The sequence below is a fragment of the [Mycobacterium] manitobense genome (assembly GCF_025821665.1).
Classification (GTDB): Bacteria; Actinomycetota; Actinomycetes; order Mycobacteriales; family Mycobacteriaceae; genus Mycobacterium; species Mycobacterium arseniciresistens.
Genome location: NZ_JACKSJ010000099.1, coordinates 1 through 24,818, shown reverse-complemented (window position 1 = coordinate 24,818; position 24,818 = coordinate 1). Strand labels below are relative to the sequence as shown.

General features: G+C 70.1%; 13 protein-coding genes and 1 pseudogene. 3 read left to right on the top strand and 11 right to left on the bottom strand.

All coding sequences use genetic code 11. The features are described from left to right. The 3 genes from H7I41_RS13260 to H7I41_RS13250 all read left to right on the top strand — a co-directional run. The coding region (locus tag H7I41_RS13260; protein WP_264013052.1) for an arabinosyltransferase C-terminal domain-containing protein at positions 1–603 on the top strand (603 nt) is incomplete at its 5' end. 17 nt (positions 604–620) lie between these two features. Next, complete coding sequence (locus H7I41_RS13255) at positions 621–3,962, top strand: arabinosyltransferase domain-containing protein (RefSeq protein WP_372503740.1); 3,342 nt, start codon at positions 621–623, stop codon at positions 3,960–3,962. Continuing rightward, on the top strand, positions 3,959–7,159 hold the full coding sequence (locus tag H7I41_RS13250) for an arabinosyltransferase domain-containing protein (RefSeq protein ID WP_264013050.1): 3,201 nt from the start codon (positions 3,959–3,961) through the stop codon (positions 7,157–7,159). Before H7I41_RS13255 ends, H7I41_RS13250 begins: the two co-directional genes overlap by 4 nt. Before the next feature lie 89 nt (positions 7,160–7,248). On the opposite strand, the gene H7I41_RS13245 is transcribed toward H7I41_RS13250, so the two are convergent. From H7I41_RS13245 to H7I41_RS13195, 11 genes and pseudogenes are all read right to left on the bottom strand, one after another. Further along, on the bottom strand, positions 7,249–8,823 hold the full coding sequence (locus H7I41_RS13245; RefSeq protein WP_264013049.1) for an acyl-CoA carboxylase subunit beta: 1,575 nt from the start codon (positions 8,821–8,823) through the stop codon (positions 7,249–7,251). Then, entirely contained in the window at positions 8,820–14,372 is a 5,553-nt protein-coding gene (gene pks13, locus H7I41_RS13240; RefSeq protein ID WP_372503738.1) for a polyketide synthase Pks13, read from the bottom strand. Before pks13 ends, H7I41_RS13245 begins: the two co-directional genes overlap by 4 nt. Before the next feature lie 76 nt (positions 14,373–14,448). Then, a complete protein-coding gene (gene fadD32, locus H7I41_RS13235) occupies positions 14,449–16,338 on the bottom strand; it encodes a long-chain-fatty-acid--AMP ligase FadD32 (RefSeq protein ID WP_264013048.1) in 1,890 nt (629 codons plus the stop codon). 176 nt (positions 16,339–16,514) lie between these two features. Next, positions 16,515–17,537 (bottom strand): carboxylesterase Culp6, encoded by a 1,023-nt coding sequence (gene culp6, locus H7I41_RS13230; RefSeq protein ID WP_264013047.1) that lies wholly within the window; start codon positions 17,535–17,537, stop codon positions 16,515–16,517. Between the two features lie 9 nt (positions 17,538–17,546). After that, the gene (locus tag H7I41_RS13225) at positions 17,547–17,993 is read right to left on the bottom strand and encodes a DUF732 domain-containing protein (protein ID WP_264013046.1); all 447 of its coding nucleotides are present in this window, start codon (positions 17,991–17,993) and stop codon (positions 17,547–17,549) included. 103 nt (positions 17,994–18,096) lie between these two features. After that, a complete protein-coding gene (locus H7I41_RS13220) occupies positions 18,097–18,993 on the bottom strand; it encodes an alpha/beta hydrolase-fold protein (RefSeq protein ID WP_264013045.1) in 897 nt (298 codons plus the stop codon). Positions 18,994–19,151: 158 nt separating this feature from the next. Continuing rightward, entirely contained in the window at positions 19,152–20,195 is a 1,044-nt protein-coding gene (locus tag H7I41_RS13215) for an esterase family protein (protein WP_264013044.1), read from the bottom strand. Positions 20,196–20,366: 171 nt separating this feature from the next. Continuing rightward, on the bottom strand, positions 20,367–21,308 hold the full coding sequence (locus H7I41_RS13210; RefSeq protein WP_372503739.1) for an alpha/beta hydrolase: 942 nt from the start codon (positions 21,306–21,308) through the stop codon (positions 20,367–20,369). A gap of 191 nt (positions 21,309–21,499) precedes the next feature. Next, on the bottom strand, positions 21,500–23,506 hold the full coding sequence (gene aftB, locus H7I41_RS13205) for a terminal beta-(1->2)-arabinofuranosyltransferase (RefSeq protein ID WP_308214618.1): 2,007 nt from the start codon (positions 23,504–23,506) through the stop codon (positions 21,500–21,502). After that, entirely contained in the window at positions 23,484–24,404 is a 921-nt protein-coding gene (locus tag H7I41_RS13200; RefSeq protein ID WP_264013053.1) for a decaprenyl-phosphate phosphoribosyltransferase, read from the bottom strand. Before H7I41_RS13200 ends, aftB begins: the two co-directional genes overlap by 23 nt. Before the next feature lie 24 nt (positions 24,405–24,428). Beyond that, positions 24,429–24,779 (bottom strand): annotated as a pseudogene (locus tag H7I41_RS13195) (phosphatase PAP2 family protein); the annotation flags it as partial. Positions 24,780–24,818 lie beyond the last annotated feature (39 nt).

Here is a 24,818-nt window from a genome sequence, read left to right as displayed (position 1 = left end):
GAAGTCGTCGTGCAGTGGGCCACCGACGCGGGCGCGGCCGCCGACGAACCGGGCGGCGCCGTCGGGTTCGCCGACGTGGGCGCCTCGCCGGCCTGGCGCAATCTGCGGGCGCCGCTTGCCGCCATCCCGCGCGAGGCCACCCTGATCCGCCTGGCGGCCACCGACGACGACCTGTCGCCGCAGCACTGGATCGCGCTGACCCCGCCGCGCATCCCGGAACTACGCACCCTGCAGGACGTCGTCGGGTCCACCGACCCGGTGATGCTGGACTGGCTTGTCGGCATGGCGTTCCCGTGTCAGCGCCCGTTCTTCCACCGCAACGGCGTCACCGAGGTGCCGAAGTGGCGCATCCTGCCCGACCGGTTCGGCGCCGAGGCCAACTCGCCGGTGATGGATTACCTGGGCGGCGGCCCGCTCGGCATCACCGAGCTGCTGCTGCGTCCGGGCACCGTGCCCACCTACCTACGCGACGACTGGTTCCGCGACTGGGGCGCCCTGCAGCGGCTCACGCCGTACTACCCGAACGCGCAGCCGGCCCGGCTCGACCTCGGCTCGGCCACCCGCAGCGGGTTCTGGAGCCCGGCACCGCTGCGCCTCTCCTGACCGTCTGGGCGCGTCGCATACCATCGTCCCTCGTGCCCGCCGATGCCGAAGACACCGCCGTTCGCGGTCCCCGCATCGCCCGGTTGATCGCGGTCGTCGCCGGCCTGGCCGGCGTCGTGCTGTGCGCGCTGGTGCCCCTGCTGCCGGTGAAGCAGACCACCGCCACCATCCTGTGGCCGCAGGCCCCGGCAGATTCAGGGACCGTCGGGCAGCTGACCGCGCCGCTGGTGTCGGGTGCGCCGCTCGCGCTCGACGTGTCGATCCCGTGCCGGGCGATCGCCACCCTGCCGCCCGACGGCGGAACGGTGTTCTCGACGATCCCCGAGGGCGGCATCGCCTCCGGCCGCAACGGGTTGTTCGTCCGCGCGAACACCGACGCCGTGCTGGTCGCGTTCCGGGACACGGTGGCGGCCGTCGCCTCGCGCGCAGCGGTGGCCGGCGGCGCCTGCAGCACGCTGCACGTATGGGCCGACGCCGGCGGTGCGGGCGCCGACTTCATCGGCATCCCCGGCGCGACGGGCGTGCTTCCCGCCGACAAGAAGCCGCAGGTCGCCGGCATCTTCACCGACCTGGACGTGGCGGCGCAACCCGGAGCCGCCCCGGCGGAGACATCTGGCCAGGGCATGTCGGCGCGCATCGACGTCGACACCCGGTTCATCACCACCCCCACACCGCTCAAGCTCGCGGTGATGGTGCTCGGCGTCGCGTGCGTCATCGCCTCGATCGTCGCGCTGGCGGTGCTGGACCGCCGCGGCAGGCGGCGGATCGCCCTGGCGTGGCGCGGTGTCGTGCGCGCCGGGCCCGCGACGTGGCTGGCCGACGCCGGCGTCGTGGGCGCCCTGCTGGTGTGGCACGTCGTCGGGCCGCAGTCCTCGGACGACGGCTACAACCTGACCATCGCGCGCATCGCGGGCGAGGCCGGATACGCCACCAACTACTTCCGCTTCTTCGGCGCCACCGAGGCGCCCTTCGACTGGTATCAGTCGGTGCTCGCGCACCTGGCGTCGGTCAGCACGGCGGGGACGTGGATGCGGCTGCCCGCCACCGCGGCCGCCATCGCCACCTGGTTGATCATCAGCCGGTGCGCGCTGCCCCGGCTCGGCAGGCGGCTGGCCGCCAACCGCGTCGCCGTGCTGACCGCCGGTGCGGTGTTCCTGGCGGCGTGGCTGCCGTTCAACAACGGCCTGCGACCCGAACCGCTGATCGCCTTCGGCGTCATCGCGGTGTGGATGCTCGTGGAGAACGCGATCGGGACGCGCAGACTCTGGCCGGCGGCGGCGGCGATCGTCATCGCCGTGTTCTCGGTGACACTCGCGCCGCAGGGACTCATCGCCCTGGCGCCGCTGCTCGTCGGGGCACGCCCCATCGCGCGCATCGTCTCCGCCCGCAGGACGGCCCACGGGCTCGGCGCCGCGCTGGCACCGCTGGCCGCCGCCGCGTCGCTGGTCTTCGTGATCGCCTTCCGGGACCAGACGCTGGCCACCGTCGCCGAGTCGGTCCGCATCAAGTACGTCGTCGGCCCAACCATCCCCTGGTACCAGGAGTTCCTGCGGTACTACTTCCTGACCGTCGAGGACAGCGTCGACGGCTCGCTGACCCGGCGCTTCTCGGTGCTGATCCTGCTGCTGTGCGTCTTCGGCCTGCTCATGGTGCTGCTGCGGCGCGGCCGGGTGCCCGGCGCGTTCAGCGCACCGGTGTGGCGGCTGACCGGCACCACCGCGGTGGGGCTGCTGCTGCTGACGCTCACGCCCACCAAGTGGGCAGTGCAGTTCGGCGCGTTCGCCGGGCTGGCGGGTGCGCTGGGCGCGATCACCGCGTTCGCCTTCGCCCGTGTCGGCCTGCACAGCCGACGGAACCTCGCGCTGTACGTCACGGCGCTGCTCTTCGTGCTGGCATGGGCCACCTCCGGCCTCAACGGCTGGTTCTACGTCGGCAACTACGGCGTGCCGTGGTTCGACAAGCAGCCGGTGATCGCCGGCTTCCCGGTCACCACGATCTTCCTGGTGCTCGCCATCGCCGGCGGACTGCTCACCGGCTGGCTGCACTTCCGGATGGACTACGCCGGGCACACCGAGGTCGCCGACACCGGCCGCAACCGGGCGCTGGCGTCCACCCCGCTGCTCGTCGTCGCGACCATCATGGTGGTGCTCGAGCTGGGCTCGATGCTCAAGGCCACCGCGACGCGCTACCCCGTCTACACCACCGGCGCGGCGAACCTGTCGGCGCTGCGGTCGGGACTCTCGAAGGACAGCTGCGCGATGGCCGACGCCGTGCTCGTCGAGGCCGACACCAACGCAGGCATGCTGGCGCCCGTCCCGGGTCAGCGCTTCGGGGAGTACGGCCCGCTCGGCGGGGAGGACCCGGTCGGCTTCACCCCGAACGGCGTCAACGACACCCTCGAGCCGGCCGAGCCGGTGGCGGCCAACCCGGGCACGGTCAACTCCGACGGCCCGGTGGACAAGCCCAACATCGCCGTCGGCTTCGCGGCGGGCACCGGCGGCGGCTACGGCCCCGAGGGGGTCAACGGCTCCCGGGTGTTCCTGCCGTTCGGGCTGGACCCGGACCGCACGCCGGTGATGGGCAGCTTCGCCGAGCCGGGCTCGGACGAGGCCGGAGTCGCCGCGCAAGCGACCTCGGCGTGGTACCAGCTGCCGCCCCGCACCGCCGACCGGCCGCTGGTGACCGTCGCCGCCGCGGGCGCGATCTGGTACTACGAGGAGGACGGCTCGTTCAACTACGGCCAGTCGCTCAAGCTGCAGTGGGGGGTGCACCGGCCCGACGGCACCTACCAGGAGCTCGGCGAGGTGCAGCCGATCGACATCGTCCAGCAGAAGGCCTGGCGCAACTTGCGTTTCCCGCTCGCGTGGGCGCCGCCGGAGGCCAACGTCGCGCGCATCGTGGCCGACGACCCGAACCTGTCGGAGGACCAGTGGTTCGGGTTCACGCCGCCGCGGGTGCCGGTGCTGCAGACCGCCCAGGACTTCCTCGGCGACCGGACGCCGGTGCTGATGGACATCGCGACCGCCGCGAACTTCCCGTGCCAGCGCCCGTTCTCCGAACACCTGGGGGTGGCCGAACTGCCGGAGTACCGGGTGCTGCCCAACTTCAAGCAGGTGGTCACCTCGTCGAACCAGTGGCAGTCGGCCGAGGACGGCGGGCCGTTCCTGTTCATCCAGGCGCTGCTGCGCACCGAGTCGATCCCGACGTACCTGCGTGACGACTGGTACCGGGACTGGGGTTCCATCGAGCGCTACAGCCGGGTGGTGCCCCGGGACGACGCACCCGACGCGGTGATCGAGGAGGGTTCGAAGCGGGTGTTCGGCTGGAGCCGTGGCGGACCGATCAGGGCCCTCCCGTGATCGGCAGCGTGAACGAGGTCAGGGACCGGAGCCGCGACGTGCGGGTGGCGCGCTGGGTCGCCACCATCGCCGGCCTGCTCGGCTTCGTGATGTCGGTCGCCACACCGCTGCTGCCGGTCACCCAGACCACGGCGACGCTGAACTGGCCGCAGCAGGGCCAGTTCGCCAACGTGACGGCGCCGCTGATCACCCAGGCGCCGGTCAGCCTCACCGCGACCATCCCGTGCGAGGTGGTCCGGGGGATGCCCCGCGACGGCGGACTGGTGCTCGGCACCGCGCCCGCCGAGGGCCGCGACGCTGCCCTGAACGCGATGCTGGTCAACGTCACGGCCTCGCGCGTCGACGTGATCGTGCGCAACGTCGTGGTGGCCAGCGTGGAACGCGGCCGCGTCGCAGGGCCCGGCTGCGAACGCATCGACATCACCTCCTCGATCGAGGGCACCTACGCCGAGTTCGTCGGGCTGACCAAACGTGACGGCAGCCCGCAGCGCTCCGGATTCCCCGACCCCAATCTGCGGCCCGCGATCGTGGGCGTGTTCACCGACCTGACCGGCCCCGCCCCGCCCGGGCTGGAGTTCTCGGCCGCGATCGACACCCGCTTCAGCACCCAGCCGACGACGGTCAAACTGCTCGCGATGTTGCTCGGCATCGTCTGCACGGCCGTCGCGCTGGTCGCTCTGTGGCGGCTGGACCGCCTCGACGGCCGCCGCATGCGGCGGCTGATCCCCACCCGGTGGCGGACCTTCACCGCCGTGGACGTGTTCGTGGTGGGTGTGTTCGCCCTCTGGTACATCATCGGCACCAACTCCTCCGATGACGGCTATCAGATGCAGATGGCCCGCACCGCCGAGCACTCCGGCTACATGGCCAACTACTTCCGCTGGTTCGGCGTCCCCGAGGACCCGTTCGGCTGGTACTACAACGTGCTGGCGCTGATGTCGCAGGTGAGCACCGCCGGCATCTGGATGCGCCTGCCCGACCTGATCTGTTCGCTGATCTGCTGGCTGCTGCTGTCCCGCGAAGTGCTGCCTCGACTGGGGCCCGCCGTGATCGCCAGCCGCCCGGCGCTGTGGGCGGCCGGTCTGGTGCTGATCGGCGCCTGGATGCCGTTCAACAACGGCCTGCGCCCGGAGGGGCAGATCGCCACCGGCGCCCTGATCACCTACGTGTTGATCGAGCGCGCCGTCAGTTCCGGCCGGTTGGCCCCGGCCGCGCTGGCGATCTTCTCGGCGGCGTTCACGCTGGGCATCCAGCCCACCGGGCTGATCGCGGTTGCGGCGCTGGTCGCAGGCGGACGGCCGATCCTTCGCATCGTGATGCGCCGCAGGCAGACGGTCGGCACCTGGCCGTTGATCGCACCGATGCTCGCGGCGGGCACCGTGATCCTGTGCGTGGTGTTCGCCGACCAGACCATCGCAACGGTGTTGGAGGCCACGCGAATCCGCACGGCGATCGGACCCAGCCAGGAGTGGTGGACCGAGAACCTGCGCTACTACTACCTGGTGCTGCCGACGGTGGACGGGGCGATCTCGCGCCGGTTCGCCTTCCTGTTCACCGCACTGTGCCTGTTCCCGGCGCTGTTCATGATGTTGCGCCGCAAGAGGATCGCCGGCATCGCCCGCGGCCCGGCCTGGCGGCTGATGGGCATCATCTTCGCCACCATCTTCTTCCTGATGTTCACCCCCACCAAGTGGATCCACCACTTCGGCCTGTTCGCCGCGGTGGGCGGCGCCATGGCCGCGCTCACCACCGTGCTGATGTCACGGACCGTGCTGCGCTCGGCACGCAACCGGATGGCGTTCCTGGCCCTGGTGTTCTTCGTGCTGGCGCTGTGCTTCGCTTCGGTCAACGGCTGGTGGTACGTCTCCAATTACGGTGTGCCGTTCAACAACTCGGTGCCCCAGCTGGGCGGCGTCACCGTGTCGACGGTGTTCTTCGCGCTGTTCGCGATCGCCGCACTGTGGGCGTTCTGGCTGCACGTGTCCGGACGGCGCGAGTCGCGGGTGGTGGATCGGTTGACCGCCGCACCGGTCCCCCTGGCCGCCGGGTTCATGGTCGTGGTGTTCATCGCATCGATGGTGATCGGCGTGGTGCGCCAGTACCCGACCTACTCCAATGGCTGGGCGAACGTACGGGCGTTCGTCGGCGGCTGCGGCATGGCCGACGACGTGCTGGTCGAGCCCGACTCCAACGCGGGCTTCCTGCGCGTCGCGCCCGGCCGGTACGGCCCGCTCGGCCCGCTGGGCGGCACCGACCCGGTCGGCTTCTCCCCCAACGGCGTTCCCGACCGCATCATCGCCGAGGCGATCCGGCTCAACAACCCGCAGCCCGGCACCGACGCCGACTGGAACGGCCCGCGGCGGCTGCCACGCCCCGGGGTGAACGGTTCGACAGTGCCGCTGCCCTACGGCCTGGATCCGGCACGGGTTCCGGTCGCGGGCACCTACTCCACGAAGGCGCAGCAGGAGAGCACGCTCGCTTCGGCCTGGTACGAGCTGCCCGCCGCCGACGAGGCACACCCGCTGGTGGTGATCACCGCGGCCGGCACCGTCGCAGGCAACAGTGTGGCCGAAGGCCTTTCGTCAGGACAGACCGTGGCGCTCGAGTACGGCAGGCGCGGACCCGACGGCGCCTTCGTGCCCGCCGGCCGCGTCGACCCGTACGACATCGGACCGACGCCGTCCTGGCGCAACCTGCGCTACCCGCGCTCGGAGATCCCGGGCGACGCCGTCGCGGTGCGGGTGATCGCCGAGGACCTCAACCTCGGCCAGGGCGACTGGATCGCCGTGACGCCGCCACGGGTTCCCGAGGTGAAGTCGGTGCAGGAGTACGTCGGGTCCGAGCAGCCGGTGCTGCTGGACTGGGCGGTCGGAATGGCATTCCCGTGCCAGCAGCCGATGCTGCATGCCAACGGCGTCACCGAGGTGCCCAAGTTCCGCATCTCACCGGATTACTTCGCGAAGCTGCAGAGCACCGACACCTGGCAGAACGGTCTCGAGGGCGGCCTGCTCGGCATCACCGATCTGCTGCTGATGGCCTCGGTGATGTCGACGTACCTGTCCGAGGACTGGGGCCAGGACTGGGGCTCGCTGCGCAGGTTCGACACCGTCGTCGACGCCGAGCCCGCACAGCTCGACCTCGGCACCACCACCCACAGCGGCCTGTACTCCCCGGGCCGGATCCGCATCCAGCCGTAGCAGGCTTCGCCCGGCGAACTCACCACGAGTTCTACATCAGGGCTGTGGCGGGGACCGATCAACGACCCAGGTGTAGAACTCGGCGGTCCTCAGATCGGGGTGAGGCCGTGCTTGCGCTGCACGCGGTTGATCTGCTTGTCGCGCAACAGTCTCATCGACTTGCGCAGCAGCAGCCGGGTCTCGTGCGGCTGGATCACCGCGTCGATGAAGCCACGCTCGGCGGCGATCCACGGCGTCGCCATGTTCAGGTTGTAGCCCTCGATGAACTCGGCGCGGATCTTCTGCACCTCCGGCGCCGTCGGATCGGGGAACCGCTTCACCAGCAGCTGCGCCGCACCCTCGGCGCCGATCACCGCGATCCGGGCCGTCGGCCAGGCGAAGTTCAGGTCGGCCGACAGCTGCTTGGAACCCATCACCGCGTACGCGCCGCCGTAGGACTTGCGGATGGTGATCGTCACCTTCGGCACGTCGGCCTCGACGACAGCGTTGAGGAAACGCCCGCCGCGCTTGATGATTCCGCCCTTCTCCTGCTCGACGCCCGGCATGAAGCCCGGGGTGTCGACGACGAAGACCAGCGGCAGGTTGTAGGAGTCGCAGAACCGGATGAAGCGGGCCGCCTTGTCGGAGGCCTCGTTGTCGATGGCGCCCGACAGGTGCATCGGCTGGTTCGCGATCACGCCCACCGACCGGCCGTCGATCCGCGCGAACGCCGTGATGATCGCCTGGCCCTGGTTGGCGGCAACGTCGAACACGTCGCCGTCGTCGAAGATCCGCAGCAGGATCTCGTGCATGTCGTAGGCCATGTTGTCGCTGTCCGGCACGAGCGAGTCCAGCTCGAGGTCGTGCGGCGTGACTTCGGGCTCCAGGCCCGGGTTGACCACCGGCGCGTCGTCGAAGGTGTTGGCGGGCAGGAAGCTCAGGTAGTCGCGGGCGTACTGGAACGCCGCCTTCTCGTCCTCCACCACCTGGTGGATGTTGCCGTAGCGGGCCTGGGCGTCGGCGCCGCCGAGCTCGTCGAGGCTGACGTCCTCACCGGTGACGTCCTTGATCACGTCGGGGCCGGTGACGAACATGTAGCCCTGATCACGTACGGCGACAACGAGATCGGTCTGGATCGGCGAGTACACCGCACCACCGGCGCACTTGCCGAGGATGATCGAGATCTCCGGCACCATGCCGCGCAGCAGCTCGTGGCGGCGGCCGAGTTCGGCGTACCAGGCCAGCGACGTCACCGCGTCCTGGATACGGGCGCCCGCGGAGTCGTTGATGCCGATGATCGGGCAGCCGACCATCGCCACCCACTCCATCAGGTTGGCCACCTTGCGGCCGAACATCTCGCCGACCGAACCCTGGAACACCGTCTGGTCGTGGCTGAACACGCCGACCGGGCGGCCGTTGATGGTGCCGTGCCCGGTGACCACGCCGTCGGTGAACAACGCGTTCGGGTCGCCAGGCGTCTTGGCCAGCGCACCGATCTCGAGGAAGCTGCCCGGGTCGAGCAGCGCGTGGATCCGCGCGCGGGCGCTGGGCAGGCCCTTCTTGTCGCGACGGGCCTTGGACTTCTCGTCGCCGGGATCCTTGGCCAGTTCCAGCTTCTCGCGCAGTTCCGCGAGCTTCTCCGCGGTGGTCGCCGCGCGAACGGCGGGCGCTTCTCCTGTGGTCACTTGCTCTCGCTCTCGACGCGGTTGATCGCCTCGCTCATGTGGGCACCCACCTTGGCAATGTACGGCTCGTCGATCGCCTGGATGTGCTCACCCCCGATGGGCACGATCTCGAGATCCTCGACGAACTCGCCCCAGCCGCCGTCGGGCTGACGGATGGCGTAGCGCGGCTCGAAGAAGATCGCGTCGTCGTGGTAGCGATCGGCCATGTACAGGGTGACGTGCCCGTCGTAGGGCTGGATCTCCGCCGTCTCGAGCAGCCGGTTGTCCAGGTAGGACGTCCGCTGGTGCTCGATGATGCCGCCGGGGATCTGCACTCCGCTCTGGCTGACGATGTCGAGCACGTACCGGACCTGGCCCTCGTCGTCGAGCTTCTCGAGTTCCTCGTAGGGGATCTCGGGCACCTCGACGTTGAAGGTGCGCTCGGCGAACCGGGCGTAGCGGTCCCAGCGCGCCCGCATCTCCTCCTGGGTCTGCGGGATCTCCTCGCCCGGGCGGACCATGTCGATCAGGCCGACGAACCGGACGTCGGCGCCCGCGCGCTTGAGCCCGATCGCGCAGGCGTACGCCAGCGCCCCGCCCAGTGACCAGCCGACCAGGATGTACGGGCCCTTGCCACCGATCTCCATCAGCTTCGGCAGGTACTCGGCGGCCCGTTCCTCGACCGAACCCTCGACCCGCTCGAAGCCGTACATCGGGGTGTCCGGCGGCAGGTGCCGCAGCAGCGGCTCGTACACCACGGTGGACCCGCCCGCGGGATGGAACACGAACACCGGCACGCTGTCCGAACCCTCCACCGGGGGCCGCAGCGTCCGCACGAAGCCGTCGATCTTGCCGCCCTCGAGGTAGTCGCGCACCGTGGTGGCCAGCTCCTCGACCGTCTTCGCCGAGCGGACGGCGTCGACGGTGATGGTGCCCTCGTCGACGCGCTCGGTGAGCCGCTCGGCGATCTTGGTCGCCGTCGCCTCGTCGATGGTCGGCAGCTCGTTGAAGATGCCGCCGGGCGACTTGCCGGTGACGATCGCCCACGTCGCGAAGGTGACCCGCTCCGCGGCGTCGCGGGGCGGCACGTCGGCGCCGAGCGCCTCGGTGACGGCCTCCTGGGTGAGCACCTTGGATGCCGCGGCGACCGTGGACTGCGACGGGCCCGAGGTCCGGGGCCCGGACGGGTCGGTGGGCGGCGGCGGGATGGGTGCTGCTGACGGCCCGGACGGATCGGTCGGGGCCGGCGGGATGGGCGCCCCGCCGGACTGGGTATCCGGCTCGGCCTGCGGGTCGGGAGCCGGGGCCACGATCGTGCTGGGGCTCGCGCCGCTGAGCACCGTCGCCTGCTCCCTGACCTCCTCGGCGGCGCCCAGCGGGTGGCCGGCCGACGCGAGCTTCTCCTCGAGCTCGGCCACGGTGCTCGCACCGCCAAGGAGTTCTGCCTGCGCGGCCGCGATCTCCTCGGCGCTCTTGCCCTTCTGGGACTCGGCGAGCTGCTCGACCTCGTCGCGATGCTCGATCGCGTACTGGATCAGCTTCTCGACGGCGTTGAGGTTGGCATCGCGCACCGCGGTCAGCTGGATGGGTGGCATGTCGAAGTCGTATTCGACGCGGTTCTTGATCCGCACCGCCATCAGCGAGTCCAGGCCGAGTTCGATCAGCGGCACCTCCCAGGGCAGGTCCTCGGGCTCGTAGCCCATGGCGCTGCCGACGATGGTGCCCAGCCGGTCGTGGATCGACTCACCGGAATCCGGGCTCCACTTGCCCAAGGAGGCACCGAGATTGGCGCCCGCGGTCAGGTTGTCGTGCAGAATCTCGGCGTCGGGATCCTCGGTGGGCACCGTCTCCGGCGCGGCCGTCAGCGGCTGTGCCGCAACGGTTCCGGTGGCGACCGCGGCGGGCAGCGCGATCCCCTGGCCGCCGCGGGACACGATCGCGTCGTACACCAAAGCGAAGGAAGACTCGCCTCCGCTTTCCACGCGGGCGTGCACCTGCACCGAGGCGCCACCCGGATGACGGGTCAGCGTGGTGACCAGCCGGGCATCCTCGCCCGGCACCGCGCGCTGTTCGGCGGCCACCACCGCGGCGTCCGAAAGGACCTGCGTAGCAGCCGATTTCACCAGCGCCGACAGGTCGGTGCCGCCGCGCGGAGCGTACTCCCACACGTGCCGGCCGTCCGGGGTGGCGACGTGCGTACCCGGCATGATGCCCGAGTTGTCCCCGCTGAACCGCACGTCGAGCCAGTGCGGCTTGCGGCGGAACCGGGTGGGCGGGATGTCGGCGAAGTCCAGCGCACCGGCCAGGCCGCGGGAGCGGCGCGGGAACAGCGTGCGCATGTCGAGGTCGTGACCGTGCACGAACAGCTGCGCCATCGCCGCGGTCATCGAGTCGACCTCGTCCTGCTTGCGGGCCAGCGTGGCGATCAGCTGACCGTCGTGCAGGCCCGCGGCAGCCGTCGTCAGACCGACCTGCATGAGCGCCACCGGATTCGGCGCCAGCTCCAGGAACGTGGTGTGCCCGTTGTCGACCGCGTTGCGGATGCCGTGGGTGAAGTAGACCGAGTGCCGCAGGCCCTTCTTCCAGTAGTCGACGTCGTGGATCGGCTCGCCGCCGGGCCGGATGTACTGGCCCTCGTGCACGGTCGAGAAGTAGCCGATCTGCACCGGATGCGGCTCGATGCCCTGCAGTTCGGCGGCCAGCTCGCCCAGCAGCGGATCCATCTGCGTGGTGTGGCTGGCGCCCTTGGTCTGGAACTTGCGGGCGAACTTGCCCTCCTTCTCCGCCCGCTCGATGATCGCGTCCACCTGCGCGGGCGGACCACCGATCACGGTCTGGGTCGGTGCGGCGTAGACGCACACCTCCAGGTCGGGGAAGTCGGAGAACACCGTCTTGATCTCGTCGGCGGAGTACTCGACGAGCGCCATCAGCCGGATGTACTCGCCGAACAGCATCGCCTCGCCCTCACCCATCAGATGGCTGCGCGAGCAGATGGTGCGAGTGGCGTCGGCCAGCGACAGGCCGCCGGCGAAGTAGGCCGCGGCGGCCTCGCCGAGCGACTGCCCGATCACCGCACCGGGTTTGGCGCCGTGGTGGCGCAGCAGCTCACCGAGCGCCACCTGGATGGCGAAGATGGTGATCTGGGTGGTCTCGATGCCGTAGTCCTGCGAGTCGTCGAGGATCAGCTCCAGCACCGAGTAGCCGCGCTCGTCCTGCACGTGCGCGTCGACCTTGTCGATCCACTCGGCGAAGACCTCGTTGCGAAGGTACAGGTTCTTGCCCATCTTGCGGTGCTGCGCACCGAATCCCGCCAGCACCCACACCGGGCCGTTGGTGACCGGGCCGTCGGCGCTGAACACGCTGGGACTCTGCTTGCCCTCGGCGACCGCGCGCAGGCCCTTGACCGCCTCGTCGTGGTCGTGGGCGAGCACCACCGCACGGGAGCGGCCGTGGTTGCGCCGCGACAGCGAGCGGCCGATCGACTCGAGGGAGGACGCCCGGCCCTCCGGGCTGTCGATCCAGTCGGCCAGCTCGGCGGCGGCCGCGCGCTTGCGGGAGGTCAGGAACGCCGAGACGGCAAGCGGCACAACCGGAGTGGGCTGCTCGCCGGCCGCGAGCTCCTCGCGGGCGACCTCGAGCAGCCGCTTGGCCTCGTCGGTGATGCCCGGCAGCTCGTACTCGTCGTCGAGCGCCGCGGCCGGACGATCCAGACCGTCGTCGTCATCATCATCATCATCGATGAACTCGCCGTACTCGTCCATCCGCACGCCGCCGACGTACTGCGCGGGCTGATTCGGCGCCGCGGTGACCGCGACCACCTCTTCGGCGGGTTCGGGCTCCACCAGGTCCGACGGCACCAGTTCGCGCAGCACCATGTGCGCGTTGGCGCCGCCGAAGCCGAAGCCGGACACCCCGGCGATCGCGTTGCCGCTGTAGCGCGGCCAGTCGGTGACGGTGTCGGCGACCTTCAGCCGCACTGCCTCGAAGTCGATGTACGGGTTCGGGCCGGTGTAGTTGATCGACGGCGGGATCTTGTTGTTCTTCAGCGCGAGCGCCGTCTTCGCCAGGCTCGCCGCGCCCGCGGCCGACTCCAGGTGACCGAGGTTCGACTTCACCGCGCCGAGCAGCGCGGGCCGGTCCGCCGGGCGGGCGCGGCCCACCACGCGGCCCAGCGCGTCGGCCTCGATCGGGTCGCCCAGGATGGTGCCGGTGCCGTGTGCCTCGACGTAGTCGACGTCGCGGGGGTTGATGCCCGCGTCCTTGTACGCCTTGCGCAACACCTCGGCCTGCGCGTCCGGGTTCGGCGCCAGCAGGCCGTTGGACCGGCCGTCGTGGTTGACCGCGCTGCCCGCGACCACTGCGTAGATCTCGTCGCCGTCGCGGCGGGCGTCCGACAGTCGCTTGAACACCAGCATGCCGCCGCCCTCGGAGCGGGCGTAGCCGTCGGCGTCCTGGGAGAAGGACTTGATCCGGCCGTCGGAGGCGAGCACGCCACCGATCTCGTCGAAGGCCGCCGTCACCAGCGGGGTGACCAGCGCGTTGACGCCGCCGACCAGCACGACGTCGGCCTCACCGGCGCGCAGCGCGGCGACACCCTGGTGCGCGGCGACCAGCGAGCTGGAGCAGGCGGTGTCGATGGCCATCGACGGGCCGCGGAAGTCGTAGAAGTAGGACACCCGGTTGGCGATGATCGAGCTCGCGCCGCCGGTGATCGCGTACGGGTGCGCCGTCCCCGGGTCGGCGACGGCCAGGAAGCTGTAGTCGTTGGTGGAGCTGCCGATGTAGACGCCGACCCGCTGACCGCGCAGGCTCGACGCCGGGATGCGGGCGTCCTCGAGCGCCTCCCAGGTGAGCTCCAGCGCCATCCGCTGCTGCGGGTCGATGTTGTCGGCTTCCATCTTCGACAGCGCGAAGAACTCGGAGTCGAAGCCCTTGATGTCGGAGAGGTAGCCGCCGCGGGTGCGGGCGTTGGCGAGCCGCTCGGCGATCCGCGGCTCGGAGAGGAACTCCGACCAGCGGCCCTCGGGCAGGTCGGTGATGGCGTCGCGGCCCTCCAGCAGCGCCTGCCACATCTCACCGGGGGTGTTCAGGTCACCGGGGAAACGGGTCGCCAGGCCGACGATCGCCACGTCCTCGACGTCGCGGTCGCGGCTCCAGTCGGTGTCGTCGTCGCTGTGGTCGACCTCGGGCTCACCCTCGATGATCACCGTGGCCAGCGACTCGATGGTCGGGTTGCGGAACACCACGGTCGCGGTCAGCGTGACGCCGGTGAGGTCCTCGATGTCGCTCGCCATCGCGACCGCGTCGCGCGACGACAGGCCGAGCTCCACCATCGGGGCGGACTCGTCGATCTTGTCGGCGGCCTGGCCGGTGGCGTCGGCGATCCAGTTGCGCAGCCATTCGCGCATCTCGTTGACGGTCATGTCGACCTGCGCCGGCCGCAGTGGGCCGTCGTCGCCGGAGGCGACAATCGGGCCGTCGTCGCCGGAGGCGACAATCGGGCTGTCGTCGCCGGAGGCGATGACCGGCTGGTCCGGTGCGGACGGCGAATCGTTCGGTGTGTCAGACATGTTCATATCTCTTTCGCCACCCGCAGCGGTGGAATCTCAGTCGTGCCGATGTCCTCAGGGTCGCCGGACGCTCCGGTCAATCCGTCTCGTCGGGGAACGCATTGGCGATCTTGCCGCTGCGCAGGGTGCCGTCGAGGTAGGCCGCCCGGCACGCACGGCGGCCGATCTTGCCGCTCGACGTCCGCGGGATCGCGCCGGCCGGGGTGAGCAGCACGTCGCGCACGGTGACGCCGTGCCGCACCGCGATCGCGGCGCGGATGTCGTCGGCGATGGGCGCCATGTCCAGCTTGTGCGCACCCGGCGCCCGCTCACCGACGATCACCAGCTGTTCGGAACTGTCATCGGGATCGCGCTTCAGGCCGGCGTGGGCGTCGGCGAACACCTCGTCGGGCAGTTGGTTGGCCGGCACCGAGAACGCCGCGACGAAGCCGGTGCGCAGCGCTTTGGTCGACTCCTGCGCCGAGTACTCGAGGTCCTGCGGATAGTGGTTGCGGCCGTCGATGATCACCAGGTCCTTGACGCGACCGGTGATGTAGAGGTCGCCCTCGTAGAAGGCGCCGTAGTCACCGGTGCGCACCCACGTCGCGTCGTCCGGGGCGCCGTTGGCGTGCGACGGTTCGGTCCGCGACTTGAGCAGGTTCTGGAAGGTCGCGACCGACTCCTCGGGCTTGCCCCAGTAGCCGGTGCCCATGTTCTGGCCGCTGATCCAGATCTCGCCGATCTGCCCGTCGGGCAGTTCGGTGGCGGTGTCGTGGTCCACGATGACGGCCCACTCGGCCACGCCCACCTTGCCGGCCGACGCCTGTGGCACCGCCTTCGGTGAATCCGGGGCCACCTCGACGAAACGGTGGTTGTTCAGCTCGTCACGGTCGACGGTGACGATCTTGGGCGGTTCGTTGGCCGGCGTCGTGGACACGAACAGCGTTGCCTCGGCCAGTCCGTAGGACGGCTTGATGGCCTGCGGCCGGAACCCGTACGGGCCGAACGCGTCGTTGAAGTTGCGAACGGTGGCGGCCGAGATCGGCTCACTGCCGTTGAGGAGTGCCTTCACACTCGACAGGTCGAGCGGTGGCTCGCCGTCCTTGGGCAGGCCGCGGGCGGCGGCGTGGTCGAATGCGAAGTTCGGCGCCACCGAGATGACGCCGCCGTCGTCGCTGTCCTTACGCGCCATCTCGCGGATCCAGCGGCCGGGCCTGCGGACGAACGCGGCGGGCGTCATGAACGAGATGTAGTGGCCGATCACCACGGGCAACAACACCGTGATCAAGCCCATGTCGTGGAAGAACGGCAGCCAGGACACGCCCCGGTCGCCCTCTTCGCCCTCCAGCGCCTCGATCACCTGCACCACGTTGGTGGCCAGGTTGAGGTGAGTGATCTGCACACCGGTCGGGATCCGGGTCGATCCCGAGGTGTACTGCAGGTAGGCGATGCTCTCGTTGTTGACCTCGACCGGCTCCCAGGTGCTGCCGACCTCGTCGGGTACCGCGTCCACGGCGATCACCCGGGGGCGCTGGTTGGCCGGGCGGCTGCGGAAGAACTTGCGCACACCCTCGGCGGCGTCGGTGGTGGTCAGAATCGCCGACGGGTGGCAGTCGTCGAGCACGGCGTGCAGGCGGCCGACATGGCCCGGCTCCGACGGGTCGAACAGCGGCACGGCGATCCGGCCCGAGTAGAGGGTGCCGAAGAAGGCGACAAGGTAATCGAGGTTCTGCGGGCACAGGATGGCCACCCGGTCCCCGGGCTGGGTCACCTGCTGCAGGCGGGCGCCGATCGCGCGGTTGCGCGTGCCGAAGTCGTTCCAGTTGAGGTCGCGCACGACACCGTCGCGCTCCGTGGAGAAGTCGATGAAGCGGTAGGCCAGCTTGTCGCCCCGCACCTTCGCCCACCGTTCGACGTGGCGGACCAGGCTCCCGTTGTCGGGGAACTTGATCAGTCCGTCCTTGATGAACGGGTTGTGGAAGGCCATTTCACACTCCTGTCATGGGCGAGGCCAGCTGCTCGACCCCAAACCCCCGGAATCCTACCGGGGTGAGGGCAGCACCGGCGAAGTCGCCGCGGACGCCACCACGGGACACCCCTCTTACTTTTCTCTTAATGTTAAGGGTACGGATCGGCGGCGGCCAAATCCGCCACGGTCACAAATCAGCCATGTTTCGGCTGCGGTGCGTTCGAGATCAGATCGCGGGACCAGTTCAGCGTCCAGTCGGTCGCCGTCAGGCCGTTCTCGTTCCAGAACTGCGGGGTGGCGTACATCGCGTGCACCGGCTGCCCCGCCCCTCCGGAGAGCACCTGCAACGTCTTGGGCAGGTTGACGATCGAGAACGCCGACTCCGGTGCGGCGCAGATCAGGTCGCCGGGCGCACAGATCTCGAAGGTCCGGTCGTTGAGCGCACCGAAGCCACCCGGCCGCGGCCCGGTCATCGTCAGCCCCAGCGTCGACAGCGTCGGGACCTCGTGCAGCGTGATCTCCGCGCCCACACCCGGCGGGTTCAGCCCGACCTCGCGGCCGACGCCGGTCTGGCGCCTGCCGTCGGCGATCGCGACGACGCCGAGCACCAGGTCCTGGTCGACCGGCCCGCGGCCGTTGCCGATGTCACTGGCCATGTCGCCGGCGATCACGGCACCTTGGGAGAAGCCGACCAGCACGTAGCTGGTGAGCGGGCAGCGGTTGTTCATGTCGGTCATCGCCTTGACCGCGGCGCGGGTGCCCTCGGCGCGGCTGTCGTTGTAGGACATCTGCTTGTCCGCGGAGAACGGATTGTGGAACTGCGCCGTGTACGGGACGGTGAAGATCTCCAGCCGGTCGGTGCCGAACTCGGCCCGCAGCGGGTTGGTGACCCGCAGCAGTAGTGCCGCCGGGAACTGCACCGGGTTGAACGGGTCCATCTGCACCGACGACTCCCAGGTGCCGGGAATCGAGATCAGCTGCACGTCCGGGCAGCTGGCGTCCTGGAACTCCGGGCGGGGCTTGCGGGCGCCGGGCGTCCCGGGGTCACTGGTCGGCGGCACCGCGCTGGGCGGCAGCGCGGTGTCCGGGGTGTCGGGCTTGCGCAGAAGCACCACCACGATTGCCACCACCAGCACCACGACGAGTGCCATCGCCCCGGCGGCGACGAGCGCGAGGATGCGGTGCCGTTTTCGGCGGTTCTTCGATGTCCTGGCCATGTTCTCCTGCTAGCAGAGTCGTTCGGTCGCGATGCGAATGTAGTCGGCGGTCACGGTGTCGAGGTCGGCGCGTGCGGTGTGGGCCGTGTCCGAACCGGCCGTGCGCACGTCGCTGCGCACCAGCGGGACCACGAAGTCCCACACCGCCTGATCGGTCTGCTGGGCCGCCCTGGCCTGGCACACGTACGACCCGATGGACAGCGCGAGCAGGTCGCTCGAGGGCGTCACGCCGGCATCGGCCAGCGCGTCGAGGTACTCGTGCTGCTGCGCGGTCACCGTCATCTGCCCCTGTTCGGCGTCCGCGTGCGGCCCGGTGAGGTCTGGTGCGCTGCGCGCAGACTGCGCGTCCGCGCCGGCCGGGGTGGTCTCCGAGGTCGGCAGGCCGACGGTCGCACGCAGGTCGTCGGTCAGCCCGCAGGCGCTGACCAGCAGCACCGCCGAGAGGACCAGCAGCATCGGTAGCGCACGCCTGGCTGTCCGCTCGCTCCTCCGTTGCACCCCTCCACGGTACCGGCTGCCCAAAAGTGCTCCTGGCCAGCGGTTTCGCGGTTGGCGGCGGCTATCGCAGAACGCTGGACAGTTCGCCCGACATGGCGGCCAGCTGGGACGACCAGCTGCCCCAGTCGTGCGGCACGCCTGCCGGGAACTCAAAGTGCCCGTTGCCGCCGCCGTTACCCCGGTAGTGCTGGTAGAAGGTGCGGGCGCTGCCTGCGGCCTGGTCGCAGTAGCCGATCATCGCGGCCGGGTCGCTGCACGTCAGAGTGGCCGGGCTGAACACCCACAGCCGGGTGTTGTTGTTGATCAGCAGCTGGATGTGCACGTCGGGGTCGTGCCACTTCCACCGGCCGAGCTGCGGCAGACCCCACATGTTGCGGATGTCGACGCCGCCGAAGCGGGCCAGCCCGTCGGTGATTGCGCCGTTCATCTGCGTGAGCGACGGCGCCAGGAAGCCCGACAGCGATCCGGCGTAGCGGAACCGGTCCGGGTGGAAGGTGGCCATCGCCATGGCGCCGTAGCCGCCCTGCGCGGCGCCGACGATGCCGTGCCCGCCCGGCGCCAGGCCCTTGTTGGCCGCCAGCCAGTTGGGCAGCTCGGAGGACAGGAAGGTCTCCCACTGCCGGCTGCCGTCCTGCTCCCAGTTGGTGTACATGCTCCACGCGCCGCCGGCGGGCGCGGCCACCGAGACGCCCTTGCCCGCGAGCGTGCTCATCGCGTTGCCCGCGGTCACCCAGTTGCTGACGTCCGGCGCGGCGTTGAACGCGTCGAGCAGGAACACCGCGTGCGGTCCACCGCCCTGGAAGGCCACCGGGATGTCACGGCCCATGGCCGGCGACGGCACCATCAGGTACTCGACGGGCTCGGCGCCCGCGGTGGCGCCGGACGTGGTCCCGACAGCCCCCCACAGGCCCGCGGCCAGTAGCACGCTCAGAAGTCCCCGGACCAGTGACCGACCCATTCATCCACCTCACGTCTCGGCTGTCCCCGCCGCAGGTAGTGAATCACACCTGCCCCCGGGGTCGCGGCGAAAGGGGCCGGTCGGACGACCCCGGAACGGCCGACGGCGGCGACCCCCGAAGGGATCGCCGCCGCCGGCGTCGGTCGTTGCGCGCTAGATCAGTTGCCGCCCTCGACTGGAGCCGCCGCGGGAGCGGCGACCGGGCCCGGGGTGGCACCCAGCACGCGCTGGATGTCCGGCTTCATCTGGCCGAGCTGCTGACCCCAGTACTCCCAGCTGTGGGTACCGGCCTGCGGGAAGTTGAACACGCCGTTCTTGCCGCCCGCGGCGATGTACTGCTCCTGGAAGGTCTCGTTGGTCCGCAACGTGAAGCTCTCGAGGAACTTCGCGTTGAAGTTGTCACCCGCGGCGGCACCGCTGCCGTTGATGTCGGCAGGCTTGCCGTTGCCGCAGAACACCCACACGCGGGTGCCGTTGGCGACCAGCCGGTCGATGTTGACCATCGGGTCGTTGCGCTTCCACGCCGGATCGCTCGACGGGCCCCACATGGCCTCGGACTTGTAGCCGCCGGCGTCACCCATGGACAGGCCGACCAGCATGGGCCACCAGCCCTCGGACAGGTTCAGGAAGCCCGACAGCGACGCCGCGTACTGGAACTGCTGCGGGTAGTAGATCGCCAGCGTCATCGCGGCCGAACCGGCCATCGACAGACCGACGGCCGCATTGCGGTTCGGGTTCACGCCGTGGTTAGCGGACAGGTACGCGGGCAGCTCCTGGGTCAGGAACGTCTCCCACTTGTAGGTCGAGCAACCGGCCTTGCCGCAGGCGGGCTCGTACCAGTCGGAGTAGAAGCTGGACTGGCCACCGACGGGCATGATCACCGACAGGCCCGACTCGTAGTACATCTCGAACGCGTTGGTCTCGATGTCCCAACCGTTGAAGTCATCACGTGCGCGCAGGCCGTCGAGCAGGTACACGCCCGGCGCTCCCTGGCCACCACTCTGGAACTGCACCTTGATGTCACGTCCCATACCCGCGGACGGCACCATCAGGTACTCGACCGGCAGACCCGGACGAGAGAAGGCCCCCGCAGTCGCCGAGCCGCCGACCGCACTGACCAGGCCGGGCAGCACGGCGGCCGCCAAGGCCACAACCGTGAGCCGGCGCGCCCAGGCGCCGCGCATCTTCCCAACGAACTTCATGCTTTACCTATCCCATCTGTCGAATGCCGAACCCGGCCTGTGTCCACCGGAGCAGGCCGCGTTGCCCGTGTAGTCAACCACACCTCGGTGTGATACCTCTCTCCGGCTATTTCTCTTCCGTGCGTGAATTCGCTTCTGAACTGCGCCTTTACCGATGTCATGACCCGTCCCTCAACCACCGATGGTCGCGAGCAGGTCGGGTTTGAGGGCTTGCAGTTGCGCGCCCCAGTAACCCCAGGCGTGGTTGCCTGCGGGCGGGAACTGGAAGGTGGCGTTGCGGCCGCCGGCGGCGGTGTAGGCCTGCTGGAACGCCTTGTTGCTGGTGATCGCCGTCGCCTCGAGGCTGGTCGCGCTGAGTGCCTGGCCGGGGTCGCCGGTGTCCAGTGGTGTCGCGCCGCCGGGCGCGCAGTAGACCCAGAGCCGGGTGCCGTTGGCCGCGATGCGGTCCGCCTGCACCACCGGGTCGTTGCGCTTCCAGGCCGGGTCCCACGGCGGGCCCCACATGTTGTCGACGTTGAACCCGCCCGCGTCGAGCATCGCCACCCGGATCGCCTGCTGCATGAACACCGCCGACGGGTTGAGGAAGCCCGACAGGGAGGCGGCGTAGCGGAACTGCGCCGGGTGGTAAGCCGAGAGGATCAGCGCCGCACTGCCCGACATCGACAGTCCCACAACGGCGTTGCCGGTGGTCGACACCTGCTGGTTGTCCGCCAGCCACTGCGGCAGTTCTGCGGTGAGGAACGTCTCCCACTTGTAGGTGTAGGGCTGGCTGTTGAAGGTCGACGGTGAGTACCAGTCGGTGTAGAAGCTCGACTGCCCGCCGACGGGCATCACCACCGAGACGCCGGAGCCGTGGAACCACTCGAAGGCCGCGGTATTGATGTCCCAGCCGTTGTAGTCGTCCTGGGCGCGCAGCCCGTCGAGCAGGTAGACGGCCCTGGAACCGGATCCCGCGCCCTGGAATTCGACGCGCACGTTGCGGCCCATCGCCGTGGAGTAGACGTCGAGGTACTCGACGGGCAGGCCCTCCCGGGAGAACGCGGCGGCCTGCGGCACGCCCGCCACCTGGGTCAGCCCGGGCAGCACGACGAGCGCGGCCAGCGCCACGAGCAGTCGTCGCGCAGCGCGCGCAGCGACAGCACCCGGGGTCCTACGCAAAGGTCCTACCGTCCGTTCACTTCTGCCGGCGCCGTGCGAACGGCGGTCGTGGGCCGGGGAATGCAGCACACCTGCCTGCATATCGTCGCGAGGTGGCTGCGGCGTTACCCAAACAGAAACTCCGGGCCGATCACAAGTTCCGCAGCTCAGGGGCCGGTGGCCGGCATGCCGGTGTAGGGCGGGTTGATCGGCTCCGGCACGGCCAGCCCGCAGCGGGCCAGTTCGTAGCGCGGCACCCGGTCGATGCGATACCTGGTGAACTCGACGGCGTGCACGAGGTTGGACAGGAAGCGGCGCGGTCCCATCGGCCCGCGGATCGAGCTGAGCACGGCCTCGGTGTCCGGGCATTTCAGCGCCGCCTCGGCCTGCCGGATCCAGTCCTCGTCGAGGTAGGGCGGCACGTACGGGCGGGTCTTGAGGAACGGCCCCTCGGCAACCGCCCAGTCGGGGAACAGGTTCTTGTCGTGCCCGATGCGGCCGTCCTCGAGCCGGGCGGTGTGCGCGGCCAGCGGGTTGGCCAGGCCGATCTGGTCGATCACCCGCACGTCGAGGCCGACGTTCATGCCGAGCATACCGAGGTTGGTGAAGAAGACGGTGTGCTGCGGCTGGTGCTCGTCGATCCAGTCCGCCGACGCGTCGGGCGGGCGCGGCGGAGGCGGGATCGCGGGCACCACGTCCCAGCGGTCGTAATTGCCTGCGGGCAGCAGCAGCGCGCCGTCGGGGGTGTTGTCCAGCGCGGTGATCACCGCGCGCATCCGCGGGTAGTCCAGGTAGTCGGCAGCGGTCAGCGGGTGGGCGTGGCCGGTGGCCTGTGCGTAGAACCGCCGTTCGTCGACGATCCCGGTGTAGGTCACCCTGGTGGCGTCGGCACCCATTCCCGGCGAATTCGCCGCCCACAGTGACCATCCCGCGACGGTCAGCCACAGCACCGAGGTGGCGGCGGCCAGCAGGTAGCCGGTCTCGCGGGTGAACCGGCTGCCGTCGGGGAGCACCACCGGGATCGACGCGACCGGCAGCAGCAGGCAGAACAGCGGTGTCAGCAGCACCCGGCCGTGCATGAAGTCGCCGCCCTGGCGGACCCAGTAGATCGCCTGCAGCAGACCGCTCGCCACGAAGAAGATCACCACTGCCGGCGGGCTCTGCACGGTGCGGGCCAGCCACCCGTACCCGCGCGGCGACCGGTGCGAGATCCACCACGGCCGCGACCTGGTGGCCACCAGCACCGCGCCGAGCGCCACCAGCAGCACGGCCGGAATCCACAGCAGGTAGGGCTCATTGAAGTTGGCGAGGTAGGTGAAGCCCTGCGGCCACTTGGCCCCCGAGGCGTCCTTGGCCAGTGCGGTGTTGGGGGTGAGCAGCCCGTAGTAGCCCATCCGGAAGATCTGGTAGAGCACCGGCAGCGCGCCGCCCGCGGCGACGATCAGCACCCGGCGGCGCCAGCCGCGGGCGGAGATCAGCATCATCACCAGCGCCAGCCCGCCGACCAGCGCGAGCTCGGGGCGAACCAGCACGCTCAGACCGCCGACGAAAGCCAGTGTGGCGGCGGAGGTCCGGCTCACCGCGTCGCCGTCGGGCGCGTCGGCGGGGCGGCTGCGCAGCGCCTGCGACCAGCACACCATCATCCACCACAGCAGGCCCAGATAGGCCAGCACCAAACCGTTCTCGAGCCCGGAGGTGGCGAAGTCGCGGGCCGGCGGCACCGCGATGTACACCAGCGCGCCCGCAGGCAGCAGCAGCGCGCGGCGGCCCTGCAGGCTGGGGGCGTAGAGCCGGCCCGCGCCGAGCATCGCCAGCGCCACCCCGAGGACGGACAGCACCAGCGCGAACCACAGCGCCACGTACTCCAGCTGCACGGCGCCGCCCACCCAGGAACCCAGGGTGATCAGGTACGTCCACAGCGTGGACGTGTTGGACTCGACGCGTTCACCGGCGTTGAACACCGGCCCGTTGCCCTCCAACAGGTTCCGCACCGTGCGCAGCACGATCAGGCCGTCGTCGGCGATCCACCGGCGCTGCCAGGAGCCCCAGCCGAACAGCACCGCCACCACCGCCACCCCCACCCAGAGGCTGACGCGGGCGGTCACGTCGAACGGGAATGCCGGCCGGCGCAGGGCCGGCGCACCGGCGGGCTCAGCCGAAGAGGACGGCCGCACCGACGGTCCCGATCCAGGCCACCGCAAGCAACTGGAGCACCCGGTCGCCCAGGGCGATCTCCTCCGGCTCACCCGCCAGCCCGCCGTCGACGTCGACCGCGTAGCGCAGGATCGCGACGGTGAACGGGATCATCGACACCACGAACCACGACGTCCCGGCGAGGTCGTCGCGCTCGAAGGCCCACAGCCCGTAGCAGAGCACGAGCGCGGTGGCCGACAACGTCCAGACGAAGCGCAGATAGCTGCTGGTGTAGCTCTCCAGCGACTTGCGGATCTTGGCGCCGGTGCGTTCGGCCAACTGCAGCTCGGCATACCGCTTCCCGGCCGCCATGAACAGCGACCCGAACGCCATCATCAGCAGGAACCATTGCGACAGCGGCACATCGGCGGCCACACCGCCTGCGATCGCCCGGATCAGGAAGCCCGAGGACACGATGCAGATGTCGATGACGGCCTGGTGCTTGAGCCCGAAGCAGTAGGCCAGCTGGATCGCGATGTAGATCGCCATCACCACGGCCAGATTCGGCGTCACCAGCCACGAGATTCCGACCGAGGCCACCGCCAGCACTGTGGCCAGCGTGTACGCCAGCCACTCGGGCACCACGCCCGCGGCGATCGGCCGGAAGCGTTTGGTCGGGTGCTGCCGGTCGGCATCGACATCGCGTGCGTCGTTGACCAGGTACACCGCTGACGCGCCGAGGCTGAACACCACGAACGCCACCAGCACGTTGACGAGCACCACGCGGTAGTCGTAGGCGAAGCGGTCGTCGCCGAGGGCGGCCACCGGCGCGGCGAACACCAGGACGTTCTTCACCCACTGCCGTGGGCGCAACGCCTTGACGATGCCGCTGGCGAGGTTCTTCGGCGGGCCGGTCACCGGCGCCGCTTCCTCAGACATTCTGGTACTCATGTGGCTGCCCACTCATCTTCGGTCCGCTCCGTCACGCTCACTGATCCTGGAGACCACCTCGGCGACCGTCGCGCCGACCGCCACGCCGGTGAGCACGTCGCTGGGGTAGTGCACCCCGAGCACGAGGCGCGACAACGCCATCGGCGGCACCAGCACGGCGGGCAGCGGCAGCCCGGACACCCGGCCGAGCAGCACCGCGGCGGCGGTGGTCGACGTGGCGTGGGCCGAGGGGAAGGACAATCGGCTCGGGGTGCCGACGTTCACCGCGATCGCCGGGTGGTGGGGCCGCTCGCGGCGCACCACCCGCTTGATGACGACGGCGGCCGCGTGGGCCGCGAACGCGCCCGCGCCCGCGGTCAGCGAACGCGCCCGCGCCCGCGGTCAGCCAGGCCCGGCGGCGAG